The organism is Flavobacterium geliluteum, from assembly GCF_017948595.1.
GTDB lineage: Bacteria > Bacteroidota > Bacteroidia > Flavobacteriales > Flavobacteriaceae > Flavobacterium > Flavobacterium flavipigmentatum.
On the sequence record NZ_JAGFBV010000012.1, the window covers coordinates 23765 to 46369 of the forward strand.

General features: G+C 34.4%; 21 protein-coding genes. 10 read left to right on the forward strand and 11 right to left on the reverse strand.

All coding sequences use genetic code 11. The features are described from left to right. Positions 1 to 82: 82 nt before the first annotated feature. The 9 genes from J3495_RS08955 to J3495_RS08995 form a co-directional block, all read right to left on the reverse strand. Entirely contained in the window at positions 83 to 235 is a 153-nt protein-coding gene (locus tag J3495_RS08955) for a DUF4295 domain-containing protein (protein ID WP_072961632.1), read from the reverse strand. Positions 236 to 305: 70 nt separating this feature from the next. Then, on the reverse strand, positions 306 to 488 hold the full coding sequence (gene rpmG / locus J3495_RS08960; protein ID WP_007805817.1) for a 50S ribosomal protein L33: 183 nt from the start codon (positions 486 to 488) through the stop codon (positions 306 to 308). A 27-nt stretch (positions 489 to 515) separates the two neighbouring features. After that, complete coding sequence (rpmB, locus tag J3495_RS08965; protein WP_007805815.1) at positions 516 to 752, reverse strand: 50S ribosomal protein L28; 237 nt, start codon at positions 750 to 752, stop codon at positions 516 to 518. Positions 753 to 823: 71 nt separating this feature from the next. Next, positions 824 to 2077: a CinA family nicotinamide mononucleotide deamidase-related protein gene (locus J3495_RS08970; protein WP_210666215.1), complete on the reverse strand. Its 1254-nt coding sequence runs from the start codon at positions 2075 to 2077 to the stop codon at positions 824 to 826. Positions 2078 to 2290: 213 nt separating this feature from the next. Next, entirely contained in the window at positions 2291 to 2635 is a 345-nt protein-coding gene (locus tag J3495_RS08975) for an Hpt domain-containing protein (RefSeq protein WP_210666216.1), read from the reverse strand. After that, a complete protein-coding gene (locus tag J3495_RS08980) occupies positions 2635 to 3246 on the reverse strand; it encodes a fumarylacetoacetate hydrolase family protein (protein ID WP_210666217.1) in 612 nt (203 codons plus the stop codon). Before J3495_RS08980 ends, J3495_RS08975 begins: the two co-directional genes overlap by 1 nt. A gap of 86 nt (positions 3247 to 3332) precedes the next feature. Further along, complete coding sequence (locus J3495_RS08985; protein ID WP_210666218.1) at positions 3333 to 4103, reverse strand: 3'-5' exonuclease; 771 nt, start codon at positions 4101 to 4103, stop codon at positions 3333 to 3335. Positions 4104 to 4321: 218 nt separating this feature from the next. Further along, on the reverse strand, positions 4322 to 5671 hold the full coding sequence (locus J3495_RS08990; protein ID WP_210666219.1) for a dihydrolipoamide acetyltransferase family protein: 1350 nt from the start codon (positions 5669 to 5671) through the stop codon (positions 4322 to 4324). A gap of 84 nt (positions 5672 to 5755) precedes the next feature. After that, positions 5756 to 6919, reverse strand: coding sequence for a glycosyltransferase family 2 protein (locus J3495_RS08995; RefSeq protein ID WP_210666220.1), 1164 nt, complete (start codon positions 6917 to 6919; stop codon positions 5756 to 5758). Positions 6920 to 7122: 203 nt separating this feature from the next. Here J3495_RS08995 and J3495_RS09000 point away from each other — a divergent pair, with 203 nt between their 5' ends. Then, positions 7123 to 8097, forward strand: coding sequence for a T9SS C-terminal target domain-containing protein (locus J3495_RS09000; RefSeq protein ID WP_236025424.1), 975 nt, complete (start codon positions 7123 to 7125; stop codon positions 8095 to 8097). 66 nt (positions 8098 to 8163) lie between these two features. Here the strand turns inward: J3495_RS09000 and J3495_RS09005 are convergent, their stop codons facing one another. After that, positions 8164 to 9798 (reverse strand): T9SS type A sorting domain-containing protein, encoded by a 1635-nt coding sequence (locus J3495_RS09005; RefSeq protein ID WP_210666221.1) that lies wholly within the window; start codon positions 9796 to 9798, stop codon positions 8164 to 8166. Positions 9799 to 10279: 481 nt separating this feature from the next. Between J3495_RS09005 and J3495_RS09010 the strand changes: the two genes are divergently transcribed. The 3 genes from J3495_RS09010 to J3495_RS09020 all read left to right on the forward strand — a co-directional run bounded on the left by J3495_RS09010 (position 10280) and on the right by J3495_RS09020 (position 13521). Continuing rightward, positions 10280 to 12142 (forward strand): ABC-F family ATP-binding cassette domain-containing protein, encoded by a 1863-nt coding sequence (locus tag J3495_RS09010; protein WP_210666222.1) that lies wholly within the window; start codon positions 10280 to 10282, stop codon positions 12140 to 12142. Positions 12143 to 12207: 65 nt separating this feature from the next. Next, the gene (locus J3495_RS09015) at positions 12208 to 12672 is read left to right on the forward strand and encodes an FKBP-type peptidyl-prolyl cis-trans isomerase (protein ID WP_210666223.1); all 465 of its coding nucleotides are present in this window, start codon (positions 12208 to 12210) and stop codon (positions 12670 to 12672) included. Positions 12673 to 12741: 69 nt separating this feature from the next. Further along, positions 12742 to 13521, forward strand: coding sequence for an O-methyltransferase (locus tag J3495_RS09020; RefSeq protein WP_210666224.1), 780 nt, complete (start codon positions 12742 to 12744; stop codon positions 13519 to 13521). Positions 13522 to 13572: 51 nt separating this feature from the next. Here the strand turns inward: J3495_RS09020 and J3495_RS09025 are convergent, their stop codons facing one another. After that, positions 13573 to 14229: a DUF6565 domain-containing protein gene (locus J3495_RS09025; RefSeq protein ID WP_210666225.1), complete on the reverse strand. Its 657-nt coding sequence runs from the start codon at positions 14227 to 14229 to the stop codon at positions 13573 to 13575. A gap of 312 nt (positions 14230 to 14541) precedes the next feature. On the opposite strand from J3495_RS09025, the gene J3495_RS09030 reads away from it, so the two are divergent. From J3495_RS09030 to J3495_RS09055, 6 genes are all read left to right on the forward strand, one after another. After that, entirely contained in the window at positions 14542 to 15228 is a 687-nt protein-coding gene (locus J3495_RS09030; RefSeq protein WP_210666226.1) for an ABC transporter ATP-binding protein, read from the forward strand. A gap of 130 nt (positions 15229 to 15358) precedes the next feature. Next, positions 15359 to 15928, forward strand: a complete 570-nt coding sequence (locus J3495_RS09035) for a cob(I)yrinic acid a,c-diamide adenosyltransferase (protein ID WP_210666227.1) — start codon at positions 15359 to 15361, stop codon at positions 15926 to 15928. Positions 15929 to 16102: 174 nt separating this feature from the next. Next, positions 16103 to 16324, forward strand: a complete 222-nt coding sequence (locus J3495_RS09040) for a DUF2795 domain-containing protein (RefSeq protein WP_007138072.1) — start codon at positions 16103 to 16105, stop codon at positions 16322 to 16324. Positions 16325 to 16411: 87 nt separating this feature from the next. Next, complete coding sequence (gene secA / locus J3495_RS09045) at positions 16412 to 19753, forward strand: preprotein translocase subunit SecA (protein ID WP_210666228.1); 3342 nt, start codon at positions 16412 to 16414, stop codon at positions 19751 to 19753. Positions 19754 to 19919: 166 nt separating this feature from the next. Continuing rightward, entirely contained in the window at positions 19920 to 20297 is a 378-nt protein-coding gene (locus J3495_RS09050; RefSeq protein WP_236025425.1) for a hypothetical protein, read from the forward strand. 100 nt (positions 20298 to 20397) lie between these two features. Further along, positions 20398 to 22557, forward strand: a complete 2160-nt coding sequence (locus tag J3495_RS09055) for a TonB-dependent receptor (protein ID WP_210666229.1) — start codon at positions 20398 to 20400, stop codon at positions 22555 to 22557. The last annotated feature ends 48 nt before the right edge of the window (positions 22558 to 22605 follow it).

A 22605-nucleotide genomic window follows, 5' to 3' on the forward strand; every position in this document is an offset into this window, starting at 1 on the left:
TTCTAAAAAATTTTAGACAAATATAAAAATAAAAAAGCTACTTTCGGAATGAAAGTAGCTTTTCTATATAATGTGATTGTTATTATTTCTTTTTCAAGAAAGTGTCCACTTCTTCAGGAGCCATAATAGATTCTACGAATGTATAAGCGCCAGTTTTAGGAGATTTCACCATTTTGATGGCTTTTGATAATCTCTTAGAAGCTGTTTGTAACGATGCTACGGTTTTCTTTGCCATGATTCAAATGTTATTGAAATTAATAAAAAACCAAATGTTTCCATCTGAGATTTTATCAAACCTCTAATTATTACTTAATTTCTTTGTGAACAGTTACACGCTTCAAGATTGGATTAAATTTTTTAATCTCTAATCTGTCTGGAGTATTTTTTTTGTTCTTTGTTGTGATGTATCTTGAAGTCCCTGCAACACCAGTAGTCTTGTGCTCAGTACATTCTAAAATTACCTGGATTCTATTACCTTTCTTTGCCATCTTGCTATCTATTTATTTAGGAAAAGATTATTTGATAAATCCTTCTGACTGCGCTTTTTTCAAAACAGCAGAAATTCCATTTTTATTAATTGTTTTTATCGTAGATGCTGCTACTCTAAGAGTAATCCATCTATCTTCTTCTGGAAGATAAAAACGCTTCTTAACTAAGTTTACAGAAAATTTTCTCTTAGTTTTGTTCATAGCGTGAGAAACGTTATTTCCTACCATCGCTCTTTTACCTGTAAGGTCACAAACTCTTGACATTATACTTATCTTTTATCGTTATTCAAAATCAGGGTGCAAAGAAAAGAAAAATAAACGATTGAAACAAAAAATTAATGCACATTTTTTAAAATTTCTTTCTGTAATATTTCAAAACTCTTAAACGTTGCTCTATCTATCACTTTTTCACGTGGTTGACCAAAATTAAATTCTTCTACAATTATATCATTTGGGGTTGCAATTGCAAGAAAAACCGTTCCGATTTCGGCATCTGAGTCTCCTTTTGTAGGTCCTGCATTACCTGTTGTGGCAATTGCATAGTCGGTTTTAAGTATCTGTTTCACATTCAAAGCCATAGCCTTTGCAACCTCAGCACTTACCACCGAATATTTGTCAATCAAATCTTGCGAGATACCGAGAACATTCACTTTTATCTCTGTTGCATACGAAACCACCGTACCTTTGTAATATTTTGATGCTCCAGGAACAGCTGATAAAACAGAACCAATTTTTCCGCCTGTAAGGCTTTCTGCAGTCGAAATAGTTCTATTTTGTTTGGCCAACATTCTTCCTACAATGACTTCGATCGTTTCGTTTTCTTCGTAACCTACTATAATATCGTTAATTATAGCATCTAGTGATTGTATATTGGTTTCAAGAGCTGTTTCTAACATTTCTTTGTCTGTTCCTCGGGCAGACAGACGCAGACGTACCCTTCCCGGGCTTGGCAGATATGCCAGTTTGATAAAATCGGGCAAATTATTTTCCCAATCTTCTATACGTTCTGCCACCATACTCTCGCCTTGACCATACGTTAGAATAGTTTTATGAATGATATAAGGGCGTTTGTATTCGCGAACAATTTTTGGAATTATTTCGTTTTCGACTAGATATTTCATTTCGTACGGAACCCCCGGAAGAGACACAAAAACGGTGTTTTCTTTCTTCATCCACATTCCGGGCGCGGTACCTACCTGATTGTGCAATACAGTACAAGTTGAAGGAACAAGAGCCTGATCTTTATTTAATTGTGAAATAGGACGTTTGTAAAAACCTTCTATCAATTGAGTGACATGAGCTAAGACCTCCGGATTGACTACTAATTTGTCATCAAAGTATTCGCAAAATGTTTTTTTGGTCACATCGTCTTTTGTTGGCCCTAATCCTCCGGTTACGATAACAACATCTACTTTGTTTTGCAATTGCGCAAAAGTATCCAGAATATGTTTTTTATCATCGCTTATCGAAATCATTTCTATGACTTCTACGCCTATTTTGTCGAGTGATTTGGCAATAAAGCCAGAATTTGTATCAATAATTTGGCCTATTAAAATTTCGTCTCCGATAGTAATGATCGTTGCTTTCATGTGCGTGCTATTTTTTTCTGACCCGATTATAAGCCATTATTTAAGATGAATGTGATCGTGACAAATTGCGTGAGGGGTTGAAGCGGCATCCTTTTGTGACGGAAAAAACGTCTGGACAACCAAAAAATGCTGTGGAACAAAAGATACAGCAAAAAACCCGACCCTATTTTTGACCTGATTTTTATCGGGCAAAAATAGGGTCACGCCCAAATGCTAAAGATCAAAGTCTTTTTTGATTTCTTTGATCGCTTCTTTTACTTGTATTTTGATACTTTTGAAAGTCTCGATGATCTCTTTTTTCTTGCCCTCTGCTTTTGTCCAGGCTTCTACTTGCAGAATCTCTTCAAAAGCAACATTTAGACCCATTAAATCCAGAGTAGGTTTTACCTTGTGTGCATAAGCATAAGCATGTTTATGGTCTTTTTTCTTTATTCCTTCTCTGATTTCTTTTAGGTCTTCAGGAACTTCGGTAACAAATAATGTCAGGATATCTTTTACAAAATCCGGATCATTATCTGAGAGTGCGTATACTTTTGAAAGATTGTATTTTAAAGCCATTATTTTACTTGTATTCTAAATAATTTTTTATCTTCTAAAAAGCCTTCTAAAACATCGTTTGGTTTTACAGCGGCAACACCTTCGGGGGTTCCTGTAAAAATAATATCGCCAATTTTGAGTGTAAAATACTGCGATACATACGAAATAAGCTCATCTATTTTCCACAACATTAGGCTTGAATTTCCTTTTTGAACTATTTCAGAATTATTCGTTAATCCAAATGTAAGATTTTCCATCGAAGCAAAATCAGTTTTGGGTAAAAAATCACCAATAACCGCAGAACCATCAAATGCTTTTGCTTTTTCCCAAGGCAATCCTTTTTCTTTTAGTCTGGCTTGCAAATCTCTGGCTGTAAAATCGATTCCTACGCTTATTTCGTCATAATATTTATGTGCAAACTTAGGTTCGATGTACTTTCCAACCTTACTAATTTTAACAATAATCTCGATTTCATGATGTACATCCTGCGAAAATTCGGGAATTACAAACGGATGTTGTTTTAGTAATACAGCAGAATCCGGTTTCATAAAAACCACCGGTTCAGCTGGTCGCTCATTTTTTAATTCTTCAATATGATTGGTATAATTTCTACCGATACAGATGATTTTCATTCTTTTTATGAGTTACTAAGTTACTAAGCAACTAAGCTTCTAAGAAACTAAAACTTAGCATCTCAGAAGCTTAGTCACTCAGCACCTTATTTCGTATTTAATTTTCTTAATTTAATTGCCGTCAGGACTTTTTTGGTATACAAAGGAAAATCAGCATTTTGAATCCAGCTAAAATATCCTGGTTCGGTTTGCAGCACTTTGTCTACTTTTGCGCCTTTGTGTTTCCCAAAAGTAAAAATTTCTTCGTTATCATTATCAAAAGCGATCATTCCTGCAAAATCGGCGATCTTTTTTCGGGTTGTAAATTCTGACAAGGATTTCATATCATTTTCCAATTCAGGATAACGATCTAATTGTGCTTTTAAAATCTCGTAAGTCGCCATTGTATCAGCTTCTGCCGAATGCGCATTTTCGAGGCTTTTTCCGCAGTAAAATTTTAATGCAGCACTCAGCGTGCGCTCTTCCATTTTATGAAAGATCGTCTGCACGTCGACAGAGACTTTATTTTTCATATCAAAATCAACTCCGGCACGCAGTAATTCTTCTGCCAACAACGGAATATCAAAACGATCCGAATTGAATCCGCCCAAATCGCTGTCTTTAATCATATTATAGACTTGCGGAGCCAACTCATTAAAAGTAGGTTCATTGGCTACTTTTTCATCTGTAATACCGTGCACAGCCGTTGTTTGCGGCGGAATTGGAATAGTCGGATTCACCAACCATGTTTTACTTTCTTTATTTCCGTTTGGAAAAACTTTCAATATCGAAATTTCTACTATCCTATCTTTTCCAATATCAATTCCGGTTGTTTCAAGATCAAAAAAGCAAATTGGTTTGTTGAGTTTCAGTTCCATTTTTTATTTTATAAGATTACAAATGTAATTTTTAAAGCCGAATTTTTCCTATTTTATTCACTTTTTTTGGTCATAAAATCATTTGATTTTACTTCAAAACTCACAAAAAAGAATCTTCAAATCTAATTTTTTCAGAATTGTTTTACTTTTTAAACAAATAAAAAAACCCAATAAACTCTACTGAATTTATTGGGCGATATTTTTAAGTATAAAACTTTTTAGAAATCTCTGTCTACATCAAAAGCTTCCAGATATTCTGCTACTCTTTTTACAAAACTTCCTCCTAAAGCACCATCTACCACTCTGTGATCATAAGAGTGCGACAGGAACATTTTCTGGCGAATTCCGATAAAGTCACCTTCCGGAGTTTCGATAACCGCAGGCACTTTACGAATAGCACCCAAAGCTAGGATTCCCACCTGAGGCTGATTGATAATTGGGGTACCAAACACACTGCCAAATGTCCCTACGTTTGTTACGGTGTAAGTTCCGCCTTGTGTATCGTCTGGTTTAAGTTTTCCTGCTTTTGCACGATTACCTAAATCATTTACCGCTTTTGCCATTCCAACCAAATTTAACTGATCCGCATTTTTAATAACAGGCACAATTAAATTTCCGTTGGGTAAAGCAGCCGCCATACCTAAGTTAATATTTTTCTTTTTGATGATATATTCGCCATCAACAGAGATATTCATTCCTGGAAAATCTTTTAATGCTTTTGCAACAGCTTCCATCATAATAGGCGTAAAAGTAAGCTTCTCGCCTTCTCTTTTTTCAAAAGCAGTTTTTACTTTATCTCTCCATTTTACGATATTCGTTACATCAACCTCTATAAAAGATTGCACGTGAGCCGATGTTTGTACCGAAGCGATCATGTAACCTGAGATTAATTTACGCATTCTGTCCATTTCGATAATCTCGTCACCTCCGTTTACAGAAACCGGAACCGCTTGTTGACTTTTTTGAACCACTGGCGCTAGCGCTTTAGGAGCTGCCTCCTCAATTTTTGGCGCCACTACCTCAACTTTTGCAGCCGTTTCTACTTTTGGTGCGATATTACCAGCCTTGCGATCCTCAACATATTTAAGAATATCCTCTTTTGTCACACGTCCGTCTTTTCCTGAACCTGCAATATTTTCTAATTCGGAAACAGAAACGGCTTCTTCTTTTGCAATATTTTTTACTAATGGAGAATAAAATTTATCAGAACCTGAAAAATCTTGTGGAGCAGCAATCACTTCTTTTGCCACTTCGATGTTTTTTTCAATCTCAACAATCGCAGCAGGAACTACAGTCTCTGTAACCACTTTCGTAGTAGGAGCATCACCATCTGTTTCGATAATTGCGATGGTTTGACCAACCTGAACCAAGTCATCTTTACCAAATAATTGCTCAACCAAAATACCCGATACTTCGCTTGGCACCTCGCTATCAACCTTATCAGTTGCAATTTCAAGTACCGCTTCATCAGCTTCAATTTTGTCTCCTACTTCTTTCAACCAATTTGTAATAGTTGCTTCAGCGACACTTTCTCCCATTTTAGGAAGTTTTAATTCAAATCTTGCCATATTATTAACCTAAAAGGTGATTTTGATTTTCAGATTGCGAAATTACTGAATATTTTAAATATAAATTACATTTAATATAATTTTTTACTTGATTTTTATAATTTGCCCCCTGTCATTTCTTGAATCACTTCCAATAACAAAATTGGCGTTTTTGGGGAAAATTTTAAAAGTAATGCTCTTATCTTTAAGAGTTTCTATGATTTTGATACATTTTTTGAATGAAACATATTGATTATCTAAAATAATCTCTACCCTTTTACCTCTAAAAATCAGTGACGAATTTACCATTTTTTCTTTTTTGAAATCGATAATAGCTACTTTATTTTTAAAAACAAAGGACAATTTTTCAGTCAATTTTAGATCCGAAGAGTACAAAACATAACTTTCGGGCACTGGTTTTGACTTTTGTTTTCCCTGAAACCATTTTGCCACAGAAAAAAACACAATTCCAATTTGAATAAAAAAAGTAAAAAACCATGATTGCTTAAAATGCTTTTTATAAAAAAAACGCATAGCCTGCTGAAAATGGCTCACGTATTTTTCGTCTTTTACAGTGCTTTCACCTTTGTAATGAATGACTGTGGTTTCATGAAAATAGTAATTGTTTTTTTGATTTTGCAACACCCTGTAAGACAAATCTATATCATCTGCATACATAAAACATTCTTCATCAAAACCCTTCAAATCAAGATACAAATTACGTTTCATTAACATAAAAGCACCCACTAAAATTGCTGCTTTTCCGGTTTCGTTTTTACCTAAATGCTGTGCATAATACTGGTTGAAAAGTCTATGGTTCGGAATTATTTTATACAACCCGAAAATCTTCGTAAAAGCCACCCACGGAGTTGGAACCCCACGCTTGCTTTCTGGTAGAAAAGCGCCCGTACCATCGACTAATTTGCAACCCACAATTCCTAAATCGATCTGCCTTTCGGCGAAAGCCAGAATTTTAGTAAAAGTATCTTCGGCTACAACCGTATCCGGATTTAAGATGCAAATGTATTCTCCTTTTGCATGCTCTACTCCTATATTATTGCCTTTTGGGAAGCCAAAATTTTCTTTGTTTTGAATAAGTTTCACTTTCGGAAATCGCTCCTGCATCATCAAAACACTATCATCATCCGAATTATTATCAACTACAATGATTTCCGCATCAAGCGAAATAAGCGCTTCCTGAACACTCAAAACACAGAGTTCCAAAAAATAACGCACATTATAATTAAGGATAACAACAGATAATTGCATAAAAAATTTAACTGATTTTTTTTTGTGAAGTTAGAAATTTTCGACCAAATCCAATCTCAAAGTACAATCGTTTTTGGCAAAACTTCTCCCCTTTCTATATTCTTATCACAACCTACAAAATGATTCTTGCAGATTTAAAGTTTTAATCTAAAACAAAAACCAATATGAAGTAAAATACTGAAGGAATGTGTTATTTTTGAAATATGAAAAATCTGAAAAACACTCTTTTTCTACTGCTTTTTTGCATGAGTGCTGCTTACGCTCAAATTTCGGGCTGTACCGATCCGCTTTCTAAAAATCACAATTCAAATGCGACCGTAAATAACGGAAGTTGTGAATATAAAAATTTTAAAATAAAACCAAAATATTCTATAAAATTGAGTGATTCGATAAAAGAAACTTCTGGATTAATTGCTTTTGATAATTTGCTTTGGACACATAATGACGATCATGACACGACAATCTACGGCATGGATAGCAAAGGAAAAATTCGTAAAAAAATTATTTTAGAAAAAGTAAAAAATAACGACTGGGAGGAAATTTCGCAAGACAGCAGCTATTTGTACATAGGCGATTTTGGCAATAATGCAGCTGGAAACAGAAGAGATTTACATATTTTAAAAATTGAGAAAAAATCATTTTTGGATAGAAAGCCGATCATCGATACTATTTCGTTTACGTATTCTGATCAAACCGATTTTTCGAAACAAAAAGGAAATAATACCAATTTTGATTGTGAGGCTTTTGTCGCGACAAAAGACAGTCTTTATTTGTTTACCAAACAATGGACCGCTTCTAAAACCAGTATTTACAGCCTACCCAAACAATCTGGAAATCATACTGCGCAACTAAAAAATACGCTTGACACACAAGGTTTAATCACTGGCGCTACTTATTTTGCCGCTAAAAAACGAATTGTACTTTGTGGTTATTCAAAAACTGGAAAACTATTTTTATACCTATTATATGATTTTAAAAACAATGATTTTTTGTCTGGAAACAAAAGAAGAATTGACCTTAAACTTCCATTTCATCAAATAGAAGGTATCGCAACCGAAGATGGATTGTATTATTATCTGACTAATGAAGCGCTGATGCGAAAACCAATTTTGAACATACAGCAACAAATTCATCGTATAGATTTAAGTTCTATACTAAGCTCGTACCTTAATCAATAATTCACAAATAGCAGTATAATACCGTTTACTCTACAAAAAAGTTATGTTTTGTAAAACATTTACATCTTATAATTTAACAAATTTCAGAGATAATGATGGGTTGTTTTTTAAACGAATAAAATATATTCCGCTAGTAAATTTAGAAACATCTATTTTATCATTATTTGATATTGTTGCTATTTTAACTAGTTGTCCAACTGAATCATATATTTGAATTTCTTCTTTTTCAGAACTATTTAATTGAATTTTAATAAAATCAGATGCAGGGTTTGGATAGATTGATAAATTATTTTTAAAGGAAAAATCCTGCATTCCGAGTGTATTTAAGTTAACTGTCTGCAATAAATTATTGTATCCTGTTGCTGATTCCCAAGTGCCATTATTTGCAAATTGAATACTATAATCTGAATTTGAAGATAAGAGAGATTCTTTATCGGGCATCCAAAGATACAATTGAAATACTCCAGTTATTCCCGGATTAAAATTTTGTGTAATTGAAATTGAATTTTCCCATGTTCTAATATCAGTATTTAATAAACGAGTTGTTACTGAATTTGTTGCTGTATTTTTCATTATCAAATAAACATCTCTTTGCTTAAAAGGTCTTGCGTTACCAACATTTGTAATATTCAATGTCAAATTAAAGTTTGAACCATTTGATTGTACCGTTGAAGAATTCAAAACAAATCTATAACCCAAGTTTTTAAGTATTTTATCATATTGACTTGCATTAATTTGATTCCAAAAATCAGGATGATAATCCCTGTTCAAAGTTGTCCAATTAGTCAAACCCATTTCATATATAGCATTATCGCCTTTAGTTCTATAACCATTATCGCAAGTGTTTAATCCGTTAGTTTCTCCGGTCATTGGCAGATAATTCGTCTCATTAGATAAATAATTATAGTCTGGCGTACCAACCGGATTAGTACATTCATCAGCACTGAATGTTCCCATGTCACCATAATTATTTAAAAAAGCATCATTATAAAATCCTATTCTTGCATTTGCATTTTGTTGATAAGCTGTAGCAGGGGTTAACTGAGTTGTTCCGTACATGGTCTGTTTTATGCCAACATATCTAACTTGAATTGGTATTTCAATTGGAGTCATGGCTAACATTGCGTCTATTATCTCTTTTCTATTGCCCCATTGGATAGCCGATATGGCGCCATCTGTTCCAAATTCGTTTGAGTTTGTATAATACCATTCACCCCAAGTGCCAATAAATCCTGCCTGAAGCGAAAAAATAACATCTTTATTATTGGTTAATAAAGAAGAAAGCTGAGAAATATGCGTTAATATTTGTGCTTTTGTGGGCTGCTGAGCAACTGTTCCTTCTGAATTAGAGTAAGCAAATCTGACAATAACTTTAAAACCTGCTGATCTTATATTATTAAAATCAGTTTGCATATTATTCAAAAAAGTCGAATTGATGTTTGAATTCATAAAAGCATCCAACAAATAATAGCGGTATACAACAGTTACTTTGTCAGTGCTGTTTTTCCAACTATTTAAAGTTGCAACTGGGAGATTATTTGCGCCAACTGTTGTTGCATAGTTAGTTCCACTTATAGAATATTTTTGTAAACCTCTTTCTGGATTGGCAATTACACTTGTAGAAGCTGTATAATTAACGGTTTGCCCCATTACAGCTACTTGGCTGATTATTAAAAAAAGAAATAAAAAAGTTTTTTTCATTATTCTTGTTTTGAAATTTTGTTAAATTTTAAGCTTGCTGTAGTTGTTATGCAAATGGTCAAATATAATAAAAGTAAATATTAAAAACAGTATCTTTTTATAAGCTTAATCATATAATAAAGAAAGAGTTCAGACCAAAACACGTTATCAGTTTCATTACAAAGCTTTATTTCAGAAGCTATTTTCTTAGAATAGTAGATTAAAGCATCGATTTTTGATTTCTTTATAAAATCGACCTCGAAATATTACGAATAATAAGTACAAGAGAGTATTTACTAATTGTGTTTTTCAAAATCTATTTGATCTTAAAAGTCACCTTATCTTTTACAATTGAACGTTACTGTAAAGCTATTTTTTTCTTTGATTCAAAAAGGTATCTTTGCACGGTCTAAATTAAACTCCTATTTAAAATTAGAGACCTAATTGCAGACCTCTTAGTTTTAAATAAACAAAAAAGCCCTATTTTAGGCACTATTACAACATGAATTACCTATCTGTAGAAAATATATCGAAGTCATTTGGTGAAAGAACACTTTTTGACAACATCTCATTCGGAATCAATAAAGACCAAAAAATTGCTTTTATTGCCAAAAATGGCTCAGGAAAAACGACCATTATGAGCATTATCAACGGTTTGGATGAGCCTGATACCGGACAAGTGGTTTTGAGAAAAGGAATCAAGATGGCATTTCTCTCTCAAGACAATAACTTGCAGGAAGAACTTACTATCGAAGAAAGTATTTTTGCATCGGATAATGAAACTTTAAAAGTAATTGAAGCGTATGAAAAAGCGCTCGAAAATCCAGATGACGGAGAAGCTTATCAGAAAGCTTTTGACGGAATGGACCAGCATAATGCCTGGGATTTTGAGACGCAATACAAACAGATTTTATTCAAATTAAAACTGGAAGATTTTAAATTGAAAATAAAAAATCTTTCTGGTGGACAAAAAAAACGTCTTTCACTAGCTATTATTCTAATCAATCGCCCCGATTTATTGATTTTGGATGAGCCAACCAATCACTTAGATTTGGAAATGATTGAATGGCTTGAAAGTTATTTTGCCAAAGAAAATATTACGCTGTTTATGGTAACACACGACCGTTTCTTTTTGGAGCGTGTTTGTAATGAGATTATCGAATTAGACAATGGAAAACTTTACCAATACAAAGGAAATTACTCTTACTACTTAGAAAAAAAAGAGGAAAGAATTACCTCTGAAAATGCGAGCGTTGACAAAGCCAAAAACTTATTTACAAAAGAATTAGAATGGATGCGTCGCCAGCCAAAGGCGAGAACTACCAAATCAAAATCGCGTCAGGATGATTTTTATGTCATTAAAGAAAAAGCACAAAGCCGCCGTCGCGAAAACAAAGTCGAACTCGAAATCAATATGGAACGCATGGGAAGCAAGATTATCGAGCTTCACAAAATTTCCAAGAAATTTAAGGATCATGTCATTCTCGACAACTTTAGTTTTGATTTTCAGCGCGGAGAACGCATCGGAATTATTGGTAAAAACGGTACCGGAAAATCTACTTTCTTAAACCTTATTACAGGAACACTTCCGCTGGATAGTGGCCGCGTTGTAAAAGGAGAAACCATAAAAATTGGTTATTATACGCAATCTGGAATCAATCCGAAACCGAATCAGCGTGTAATTGATATTATAAAAGAATACGGCGAATTTATTCCGCTTTCAAAAGGGCGCATGATTTCGGCTTCACAATTGCTGGAGCGTTTTCTTTTTGATGCAAAAAAACAATACGATTTTGTAGAAAAACTGAGTGGTGGTGAGTTAAAACGTTTGTATTTATGTACCGTTTTGATTCAAAATCCTAACTTTTTGATTCTCGATGAGCCTACCAACGATTTGGATATTGTAACGCTAAATGTACTCGAAAGCTTCCTACTCGATTATCCAGGATGCTTATTGGTAGTATCGCACGACCGTTATTTTATGGATAAAATTGTCGATCATTTATTTGTTTTCAGAGGAAATGGTGAAATCGAAAATTTCCCAGGAAACTACTCTGATTTCCGTGCTTACGAAGACAGTGCAGACGTAGCGCAGAAGGAAGAAAACAAAGCCGAAAAGAAAGACTGGAAACAAAATAATCCGACTGGAAACCTAACTTTCAATGAGCAAAAAGAATATCAAAAACTAGAAAGAGAAATCAAAGATCTGGAAATTGATAAAACCAAAATAGAACAACTGTTCTCTGACGGAAAAATTGCCGACGCCGATATCGAGAAAAAAGCAAACGAATTGCAAAACATCATCAATAAAATAGACCAAAAAGAAGAGCGTTGGTTTGAGCTTTCGGCTAAAATTGAAGGGTAAACGATATTTCATTCACAAAAAATAATGCTTTCTATTATATTTGATCTTTTAAAAATTAATTTCTAATGAAACACATTTTAACGACTTTAGTAGCTTTAACTCTTTTTATTTCTTGTTCGAATGACAAACAGGCTCCTCAAAAAACGGACTACACTGCTGAGAATGAAAAAGAAATTACAGATTATATTGCTAAAAATAAATTAATAGCACAACGAAGTGATTCTGGTTTGTATTATGTAATAAATGAACCCGGAACTGGTACCCAACCAACAGCAACCTCTAATGTAACCGTTGCTTATAAAGGATATTACACAAACGGAAACATTTTTGATCAGAGCAAAGCTGAGGGAATTTCTTTTGGGTTAAATCAAGTTATAAAAGGCTGGACAGAAGGTATTCCTTATTTTAAAACCGGAGGAAGCGGTATTCTTTTAATTCCTTCTCATCTCGGATATGGAAGTTATGATTACAGCGGAATTCCCGGAGGTTCTGTTCTTGTTTTTGATGTAAAATTAATTTCGGTTAATTAAAAAAAGTCACGGTTTGAGTTTTCAATTGCAATAAACAACTGAAAACTCAAACTGAAAACTGAGACCAAAATGTTATTTCAAATAAAATCATACTTAAAATTCCTTTGGCATTCTAAAAACGAACACGCCGTACACTCTCCTTTTGTCTTTAATTTACTGACAAAATGCTTTTACGATAAAAAACCTAAAACCGAATATTCGATTCTGAAAAAGTACCGAAAATCACTTTTAAGAAATAAAAATTTTATCGAAGTCACCGATTTTGGTGTTGGTTCAAAGGTTTTTAAATCGAATAAAAGGCAAATCTCTAAAATAGCTTCGACTGCAGGAATTTCTCCAAAAAGAGCCGAACTGCTTTTTAGGATAACTAATTATTTTCAGCCAAAAAACATCTTAGAAATAGGAACTTCATTAGGCTTAGCAACTTCTGCAATGGCATTGGGAGATAAGAATTCGTTTTTACTTAGTATTGAAGGTTGCCAAAACACACTTTCAGTTGCGGAAAATTTATTTAACGAGCAATTTCCAGATTTTAAATTTGAATTTCTAAATGTAGAATTTAGTGAATTTTTGAAAAATTCTGCAGATATCTGCGATTGGGATTTAATCTATTTCGATGGCAATCACTCAAAAAAAGCGACCTTATTATATTTTGACCTTTTATTACCAACAATTACAAATGATACTGTCTGGATTTTTGATGACATTCATTGGTCTGAAGAAATGGAAGAAGCCTGGGAAACGATTAAAAATCACTCAAAAGTAAAAGTAACCATCGATACTTTTCAGTGGGGATTTGTGTTTTTCAGGCATGAGCAGGAAAAAGAACATTTTGTAATTAGAGCTTAAAAAAAAATGACAACCATTGCTGATTGTCATTTTTGTAATTATTGCTTTTTTTTATTTTTTAGCCTCAGCTGCTTCTTCAGATTTAGCTCCCATTCTATTTAGAGTATAGATAGGTCCAAATTTAATTTTTAAACCAGCGATTTTTCTGTTATCTTCAGAAGTAAGACCTTCTTTTTCTACTGTATTTTTTCTGCTGTCAAGCGCTTCATACATTAGTTTAATCTCATCCCAATCTTCGCGAGAATAGCTGTCTTTATTGTTTTCTACCGTATGTACAAATTGTTGGTACACATTGTGAATATTTTGAGCATTTACCCAATTAAAGCTCATATCTTCACCAATTTTTCCTTCACCAAACAAAGCATTACGCAATTGTTGTTTAGGAGTTAGTGGTGGAGCAAGAGTTGCTGCCATACTATTTTTAAATTCTTCGTATTTAATTTTGCTATTATTAATTTTTTCGGTTTGTACAGTATTGTCTTTAATATCTGCCAATGCTAATTCTGCATTTGCAGCTCTTCTATCATATTCAGCTTCCACATCTTTCCAATTTTCTTTCAAATCGTCCGCAGCAACATTTTTTACAGAATCTACATACATTACGTATGATTCGACTGTTTTTTCTGCTTTCTCTTGTTTTTCGTCTTTACATGAGGTAAAACCTAAGGCCAAAATGGCAATTCCTGATAAAATTTGTATGTTCTTCATAATTTTTAATGTTTAATATTATATGTCAAATATAGTTAAATTTTAGATATATTATTAAAAATTACATAAAAAATTAAAAAATATTTAATTAAAATTAAAAAATATGACAATTATGTAAAAATAATTTAAAATAATATAACGCCCTTTTAAAGAATAAGAATATAAAATAACAAGTGTTTAAAATTTTCTTCTTTTTGAGAAAAAAGTTCAGTCGGTAAAACACTCCTTCTACTGTAACAAAAATCAATTGTGGGCTACTTATCAATTATTGAAAAGTGTTTTGTACTTTTAAATCCAAAATTGTAAAATAAAATGGCAAACCCATTAATTAAAATAACTGATATTAAACGAAACTTTGTTTTAGGCAACGAAATTGTTTATGTCTTAAAAGGTATCGATTTAGAAATCAACAAAGGCGAATATGTTGCATTGATGGGCCCTTCGGGTTCAGGAAAATCGACTTTAATGAATTTATTAGGTTGTTTGGACACACCAACTTCGGGATATTATGTTTTGAACGGAAAAGATGTCAGCCAAATGAAAGATGATGAATTGGCAGGAATTCGAAACAAAGAAATTGGTTTTGTGTTTCAGACTTTCAATCTTTTACCCAGAACTACAGCATTAGATAATGTTGCTTTACCCATGATTTATGCCGGACATTCTAAATCTGATAGGAATGCACGGGCAACCGAAGTATTACAGCAAGTAAATCTTGCCGACAGAATGGATCACCAACCGAATCAGCTTTCTGGAGGGCAACGTCAGCGTGTGGCGATCGCACGTGCTTTGGTCAATAAACCTTCGATAATCCTTGCCGATGAGCCAACAGGAAACTTAGACAGTAAAACATCTGTAGAAATCATGAAGCTTTTTGGCGATATTCATGCACAAGGCAACACCGTAATTTTGGTTACTCACGAAGAAGATATTGCTGCGTATGCACACCGTATAATTCGCTTGCGTGATGGCGTGATCGAAAGTGACACCACAAAATAATTTCTAAATAATTGAACTGTTTATTTGTTGAATCTTTTAATCGGAAATAAAAAAACTTAATTCTTCAGAAGCATAGCAGCTTATAAAAACTCAGTTTCTCAACAACTTAGAAACTTAGCAACTCAAAAAAATGAAAGTATATACCAAAACAGGAGACAAAGGCACCACATCGCTTTTTGGAGGCACCCGAGTTCCTAAAGACCACATGCGAATTGACAGTTATGGTACTGTTGACGAATTGAACTCCTATATAGGATTGATTCGTGATCAGGAAATCAATCCGAATTATAAATCAATTTTGATCGAAATTCAGGACCGACTATTTACTGTTGGCGCTATTTTAGCCACTCCGCAGGAAAAAGAAGTTTTGAAAAACGGTGAACTCCGATTGAAAAATCTGGGAATCATAGATACTGATATTGAATTATTAGAAAACGAAATAGACAAAATGGAAGAATCGCTTCCGCAAATGACACATTTTGTTTTACCCGGAGGCCATCAAACCGTGTCATATTGTCATATTGCACGCTGTGTTTGTAGACGTGCAGAGCGTTTAGCGGTACATTTAAGCCATAATGAGCATGTCCCAGAAATTGCAATACAGTACCTGAACCGACTATCTGACTACCTTTTCGTCTTGGCACGGAAGTTGTCCTCAGACTTAAAAGCGGAGGAAGTAAAATGGATTCCGAGGAAATAAAAATTTTAGATTTTAGAATTAAGATTTTAGATAATGTAACGCTTTAATAATCTAAAATCAACAATCTAAAATCTGCAATTATAGAGACGTTCTTAAATTTTATTAAAATAAATCAAAATTTACTTGTCTTTTTCAGTAAAAAATTTATTTTTGCACAAACTAAACAGATAACAGATGTATTGGACATTAGAATTAGCATCTTATTTAAGTGATGCGCCATGGCCTGCTAACAAAGACGAACTTATTGACTACGCTATTAGAGCTGGTGCTCCGTTAGAAGTAGTAGAAAACCTTCAGTCGATTGAAGATGAAGGAGAGATATATGAATCAATGGAAGAAATTTGGCCTGATTATCCAACAGACGAAGATTATCTTTGGAATGAGGATGAATATTAAAAAATAAACCAAAGGAAAAAGTCTCATCACAGAGGCTTTTTTTTTGGTTGAAATACACATTTAGATAAAATAGAAATACAATAAATCATGAGTTTCATAAACAGTATCATAAAAGTCTTTGTAGGTGATAAATCTCAGAAAGATGTCAAAGCTTTACAACCTTATTTAAACAAAATAAAAACATTCGAAACTAGCTTAATGAGTTTGTCTCACGATGAATTGAGAGCCAGAACGGTGTTTTTTAAAGAAAAAATAAAAGAAGCCAGAGCAGACAAAGATGCTAAAATTACTTCGCTTAAAGCGGAAGTTGAAAAAATCGAAGACATCGATAAAAGAGAAGACTTATATGAAGCTATTGATGCGCTTGAAAAAGAAGCTTACGAAATCTCAGAGAAAACACTTTTAGACATCCTTCCGGAAGCGTTTTCTGTTGTAAAAGAAACCGCCCGTAGATTTAAAGACAACGAATTTATAGAAGTTACCGCTACTCCTAAAGATAGAGAATTCTCTGCTGCAAAAAGCTACATCACTATTGACGGAGACAAAGCAATCTGGGCCAACAAATGGAATGCGGCAGGTAAAGAAATTACCTGGGACATGATACATTATGATGTGCAGCTGATTGGCGGAATGGTTTTGCACGAAGGTAAAGTTGCCGAAATGCAAACGGGTGAAGGTAAAACTTTGGTGGCTACTTTGCCTCTTTATTTAAACGCTTTAACTGGAAACGGTGTTCACTTAGTAACTGTGAATGATTATTTGGCTAAACGTGATAGCACCTGGAAAGCACCTTTGTTTGAATTTCACGGTTTAACGGTTGATTGTATTGATAATCACCAACCAAGTACAGAACAAAGAAAGAAAGCCTACGATGCTGATATTACTTACGGAACCAATAACGAATTTGGTTTTGACTACTTAAGAGATAATATGGCGCACTCGCCAAACGATTTGGTACAAAGAAAACACAATTATGCTATTGTCGATGAGGTCGACTCTGTATTGATCGATGATGCAAGAACACCATTGATTATTTCAGGACCGGTTCCACAAGGAGATCGTCATGAATTTAATGAATTGAAACCAAAAATCGAAAACTTAGTAAGCCAACAACGTCAGTTGGCGAATGGTTTCTTAGCTGAAGCTAAAAAATTAATCAAAGAAGGCAACACTAAAGAAGGTGGATTCTTATTATTGAGAGCTTACAGAAGTTTGCCTAAAAACAAAGCATTAATTAAATTTTTGAGTGAAGAAGGAATCAAACAATTGCTTCAAAAAACCGAAAATCAATACATGCAGGACAACAATCGCGAAATGCACAAAGTAGATGAAGCTTTGTATTTTGTAATTGAAGAAAAAAACAATCAAGTAGAATTGACGGACAATGGTATCAAATACCTATCGGGTGACACTGATGCCGACTTTTTCGTACTTCCAGATATCGGAACTGAAATTGCAGCTATCGAGAAGCAAAAATTAGATAAAGATGCAGAAGCGGAAGCAAAAGAAAGATTATTTCAGGATTTTGGAGTAAAAAGTGAACGTATTCATACTTTAACGCAGCTTTTAAAAGCGTATGCTCTTTTTGAAAAAGATGTAGAATACGTAATCATGGACAACAAGATTATGATTGTCGATGAGCAAACAGGCCGTATCATGGATGGTCGTCGTTATTCTGACGGTTTACACCAGGCGATTGAAGCAAAGGAAAATGTAAAAATCGAGGCTGCTACCCAAACTTTTGCAACTGTTACATTACAGAATTATTTTAGAATGTACAGCAAATTGGCAGGTATGACGGGTACTGCAGTAACAGAAGCGGGAGAGTTATGGCAAATCTACAAACTAGACGTTGTAGAAATTCCGACCAACCGAGGCATCGCAAGACAAGACAAAGAAGATTACATTTATAAAACAACCCGCGAAAAATTCAATGCTGTTATCGAAAATGTAACAGAATTATCAAATGCAGGAAGACCAGTATTGATTGGAACAACTTCTGTTGAGATTTCAGAATTATTAAGCCGAATGTTAAAAATGAGAGGTGTTACACACAACGTTTTGAATGCTAAAATGCACAAGCAAGAAGCACAAATTGTTGAAGAAGCCGGTAAAGCCGGAGTGGTAACGATTGCAACAAACATGGCAGGTCGTGGTACAGATATTAAATTATCTCCAGAAGTAAAAGCTGCCGGAGGTTTGGCAATCGTGGGTACAGAACGTCATGATTCCCGTCGTGTTGACAGACAGTTACGTGGTCGTGCAGGACGTCAGGGAGATCCAGGAAGTTCTCAATTTTATGTTTCTCTTGAAGATAACTTAATGCGTTTATTTGGTTCTGAAAGAGTTGCTAAAGTAATGGATAGAATGGGATTGCAGGAAGGCGAAGTAATTCAGCATTCTATGATGACCAAATCTATCGAACGTGCTCAGAAAAAAGTAGAAGAAAACAACTTTGGTGTTCGTAAACGTTTATTAGAATATGATGACGTAATGAACTCTCAACGTGAAGTGGTGTATAAACGTCGTCGTCACGCTTTATTTGGTGAGCGTTTAAAATTGGATATTGCCAATATGTTGTATGATACTTGCGAGTTAATCGTGAGTCAAACCAAACCATTTAATGATTTCAAAACTTTCGAATTTGATTTAATTCGTTATTTCTCGATCACTTCTCCAATTTCAGAAGCAGATTTTTCTAAATTAACAGATGTTGAAATCACAGGAAAAATTTACAAGGAAACTTTGGCATTCTATACAGAAAAAACAGAAAGAAGCGCCAGAGAAGCTTTCCCAATCATTAAAGGAGTTTACGAAGAACCAAACAACCATTTTGAGCGTATCGTAGTTCCGTTTACTGACGGAATCAAAACATTGAATGTTGTAACTGACTTGAAAAAAGCATACGAAACAGAAGGAACGCAATTGATCGCTGATTTCGAGAAAAACATCACACTTTCTATTGTAGATGAAGCTTGGAAAAAACATTTACGTAAAATGGATGAGTTAAAACAATCTGTTCAGTTGGCGGTTCACGAGCAAAAAGATCCGTTGCTTATTTACAAATTAGAAGCTTTTAATTTGTTTAGAGGAATGTTGGAAAACGTTAATAAAGAGGTTATTTCATTCCTATTCAAAGGTGATTTGCCTGCTCAAAACGTCCCTGAAATTCAAGAAGCTAGAGAAGTGCGTCAAAAAGAAAATTTCAAATTAAGCAAAGACGAAGTGGTAAACAGCGAAGACATCAATCGTGAAGCTGGAGAAACACAACAGCGTCAGGTTACAGAAACTATTGTGAGAGATATGCCAAAAATCAATCGTAATGACACCGTAACAGTTCAGGAAGTGGCTTCGGGTAAAACAGAAACAATGAAATTTAAAAAAGCAGAAACTTTAATCGCTTCTGGTGAATGGGTTCTTGTTAAATAATAAATTCTTTAAACCTGACAGGTTTTAAAATCTGTTAGGTTTCTCACATAAATATCTCCAGTTACTTTTGATAATTGGAGATATTTTTTTTTGTAAAATGACGAAAATCATACTCTTTAAAAATAATAAAAATGTATTTTTGCACTTGTAAACAACGAAACAACTCTTGAAAAAGTTATTGATCCTATTTCTCTCCTGTATGCTTTTGGTGCCGTCATTTGGCAGCTTCTTTGTTTATACTTCATTCAAATTAAATCAGGAAGAAATCTCAAAAACTATTTGTGTACAACGAAAAATGGTTTTTAATAGTTGTAACGGACGATGTGAACTTCAAAAAAGTCTAAAAAAATACGCAGATAACGAAAAGAGAATGCAAAACAATCTGAAAGAAAAAGCAGAGATTGTTTACATTCAAAATACACCTACAGCTAATTTCAAATTAGTAACACCAATCCAATCAGTAATAGCCCTTTTTGCTTCTTTTGACGCAAAACCAATATCGGTTTCAAATAGTACTTTTCATCCTCCATCCACTTTGGTATAAATTTTAGCTACACTTTTCAATTCAAAATTGAAATCATTTTTCCTTGTTTTTTTAAATCAGGGAAAATACCTGTTACTTTTTAAAATTTATATCATTTAAAATGAAAAATATCTATTTCGCCCTATTGATTGTGGGGCAATGCGTCTTGGCACAAAATAAAGCAGAAAAAGACACGACCCGAACTCAGGAACTTGAAAACGTTTTTATAACCGCCAACAGAACCGCCACTTTACGTAAAGAAACACCTGTGGCAATTAGCAAAATAACGGCTAAAACCATTAACGAGACCAAGGCCAATGCGGTTTACGAAATCATCAATAAAACGCCAGGGGTGTTGATGGTCAATTTAGGAAACGAGCAACACATGATGTCGATTCGCCAGCCGATGACAACTAATGCTTACTATTTATATCTGGAAGATGGCTTGCCAATTCGCCCGATGGGAATCTTCAATCACAATGCTTTGTTAGAAATCAATCAGTTCAATTTGCAAAGTATCGAGGTTGTAAAAGGGCCTGTTTCTTCTTTGTACGGACCGGAAGCTGTGGGAGGAACGATCAATCTAATTTCGCAAAAACCACCGGTTGATCCCGAATTCAAGTTTGGCGTTCAGGCCGACAATTACGGGTACAGAAGAATTCAGGCTGCAGGCGGAGCTACCGTAGGGAAAATTGGTTTTCACATTGCCGGAATTTCAACTTTGCAGAAAAACGGCTGGATGACCTATTCTGATTATAACAAAGACAATTTGAATGCCAGAATCGATTATAACATCTCTCCCTCTACCCGATTAATTAGTAATACCATGTATGGAAAATATTATTCAGACATGAGCGGAAGCGTTAATGAAGAAGCGTTTTACAACAGAAGCTACAAAAGCACGACCCATTTTACTTATAGAAAATCAGATGCTTTACGAACACGTTTAACGTTGGAGCACGACTGGAACGACAACTCAAGCAGTTACATCACAGGTTATTTGCGCGATAATAAATTGGGGCAAAATCCTTCCTACGGAATCAAATGGAGCCCGACTGTTAACCCAACAAAAGCAACTGGAGAAATCAATTCAAACAATTTCAAAAGTTACGGAGCAATTGGTCAGCACACTCAAAAATTTGATTTTCTGAACACTAAAATCGTTGCTGGCGCGCTCTACGATTATTCACCTGTAACCTATTGGTCGTATGTAATTGACTTAAAAGCCAACTTAAATCCGGGCGAAGCTGGAAAACAAACAGTTAACTCTTACGAAATTGTAGCTGAACGCCCCGACTCAAAATTAGCAGATTATACCGCAGATATTTTTAATGCAGCGGGTTATGCGCAATTAAGTTTCAATCCTGTCGAAAAATTAATTGTTACCATTGGCGGTCGTTACGACAATATGAAAATCAATTATGATAATGCACTTGATCAATCTACCGGAAGCAAAATCTATGACAAGGTAACTTTTAAGGCGGGAGCCAATTACAATCCGTTTGAATTTACAGGTTTTTATGGCAATTATTCACAAGGTTTTGCACCTCCCGGAATCACTTCAATCTTTCGAACAAAACCTGGAACTGGCGGTACGACAGGAGTAGTTGCCGATTTTTATTATAATCTAGAACCTGCAACTTTTAATAATTACGAAGTGGGCGGATGGTTTTCTTTTCTTCAAAATAAATTAAATTTTGATTATGCCTTGTATTATATGGAAGGTAAAAACGAATTATTAAGCATCAAACTTCTCGATAATTCTACAGATTATCGTTCTGCGGGAGCAACCCGCCATAAAGGAATCGAGTTTGGAGCCTCCTACCGACCTTCAAAACAATTCAACATTCGTATGGGCGGCACTTACGCCCAGCACGAGTATATCGATTTTAAACTTTCTGACAAACCCACTGACCCAGTTCAGGATTTAAACGGGAAAGAAATGCCAGCAGCACCAAAATGGTCTGGAAATTCTGAGGTGACCTACTACCCAAATTGGCTTCCTAATTTTAGAACTTCTATTGAATGGCAGTTGGTGGGTAGCTACTATCAAGACCAAATCAACACTGTAAAATACGACGGTTACAACTTGTTCAATGCCAGAATTGGCTACCAATGGAAAGCCTTCGAAATCTATGGTAATGTTATGAACCTAACAGACAAATTATACGCCTACAATGTTTCCAGAGCCAATACAACAAACGCACAACCCACCTATACGGCAGCAGCCCCCAGAACATTTGTATTTGGCATACAATATAATTTTTCATTAAAAAAATAATATTTAGCCACAGATTAAAGGATTAACACAGATTATAAAAAAATCATT

Excerpts from the sequence above, each read along its gene's own strand:
- J3495_RS09005 (WP_210666221.1), bottom strand. The coding sequence starts at position 9,798 with ATGAAAAAAACTTTTTTATTTCTTTTTTTAATAATCAGCCAAGTAGCT.
- J3495_RS09025 (WP_210666225.1), bottom strand. The coding sequence starts at position 14,229 with ATGAAGAACATACAAATTTTATCAGGAATTGCCATTTTGGCCTTAGGT.
- J3495_RS08970 (WP_210666215.1), bottom strand. The coding sequence starts at position 2,077 with ATGAAAGCAACGATCATTACTATCGGAGACGAAATTTTAATAGGCCAA.
- J3495_RS09055 (WP_210666229.1), top strand. The coding sequence starts at position 20,398 with ATGAAAAATATCTATTTCGCCCTATTGATTGTGGGGCAATGCGTCTTG.
- rpmB (WP_007805815.1), bottom strand. The coding sequence starts at position 752 with ATGTCAAGAGTTTGTGACCTTACAGGTAAAAGAGCGATGGTAGGAAAT.
- J3495_RS09040 (WP_007138072.1), top strand. The coding sequence starts at position 16,103 with ATGTATTGGACATTAGAATTAGCATCTTATTTAAGTGATGCGCCATGG.
- rpmG (WP_007805817.1), bottom strand. The coding sequence starts at position 488 with ATGGCAAAGAAAGGTAATAGAATCCAGGTAATTTTAGAATGTACTGAG.
- J3495_RS08985 (WP_210666218.1), bottom strand. The coding sequence starts at position 4,103 with ATGGAACTGAAACTCAACAAACCAATTTGCTTTTTTGATCTTGAAACA.
- J3495_RS09020 (WP_210666224.1), top strand. The coding sequence starts at position 12,742 with ATGTTATTTCAAATAAAATCATACTTAAAATTCCTTTGGCATTCTAAA.
- J3495_RS08995 (WP_210666220.1), bottom strand. The coding sequence starts at position 6,919 with ATGCAATTATCTGTTGTTATCCTTAATTATAATGTGCGTTATTTTTTG.
- J3495_RS09030 (WP_210666226.1), top strand. The coding sequence starts at position 14,542 with ATGGCAAACCCATTAATTAAAATAACTGATATTAAACGAAACTTTGTT.
- J3495_RS08980 (WP_210666217.1), bottom strand. The coding sequence starts at position 3,246 with ATGAAAATCATCTGTATCGGTAGAAATTATACCAATCATATTGAAGAA.
- J3495_RS08975 (WP_210666216.1), bottom strand. The coding sequence starts at position 2,635 with ATGGCTTTAAAATACAATCTTTCAAAAGTATACGCACTCTCAGATAAT.
- J3495_RS09000 (WP_236025424.1), top strand. The coding sequence starts at position 7,123 with ATGAAAAATCTGAAAAACACTCTTTTTCTACTGCTTTTTTGCATGAGT.
- J3495_RS09010 (WP_210666222.1), top strand. The coding sequence starts at position 10,280 with ATGAATTACCTATCTGTAGAAAATATATCGAAGTCATTTGGTGAAAGA.
- J3495_RS09035 (WP_210666227.1), top strand. The coding sequence starts at position 15,359 with ATGAAAGTATATACCAAAACAGGAGACAAAGGCACCACATCGCTTTTT.
- J3495_RS08990 (WP_210666219.1), bottom strand. The coding sequence starts at position 5,671 with ATGGCAAGATTTGAATTAAAACTTCCTAAAATGGGAGAAAGTGTCGCT.
- J3495_RS08955 (WP_072961632.1), bottom strand. The coding sequence starts at position 235 with ATGGCAAAGAAAACCGTAGCATCGTTACAAACAGCTTCTAAGAGATTA.
- secA (WP_210666228.1), top strand. The coding sequence starts at position 16,412 with ATGAGTTTCATAAACAGTATCATAAAAGTCTTTGTAGGTGATAAATCT.
- J3495_RS09015 (WP_210666223.1), top strand. The coding sequence starts at position 12,208 with ATGAAACACATTTTAACGACTTTAGTAGCTTTAACTCTTTTTATTTCT.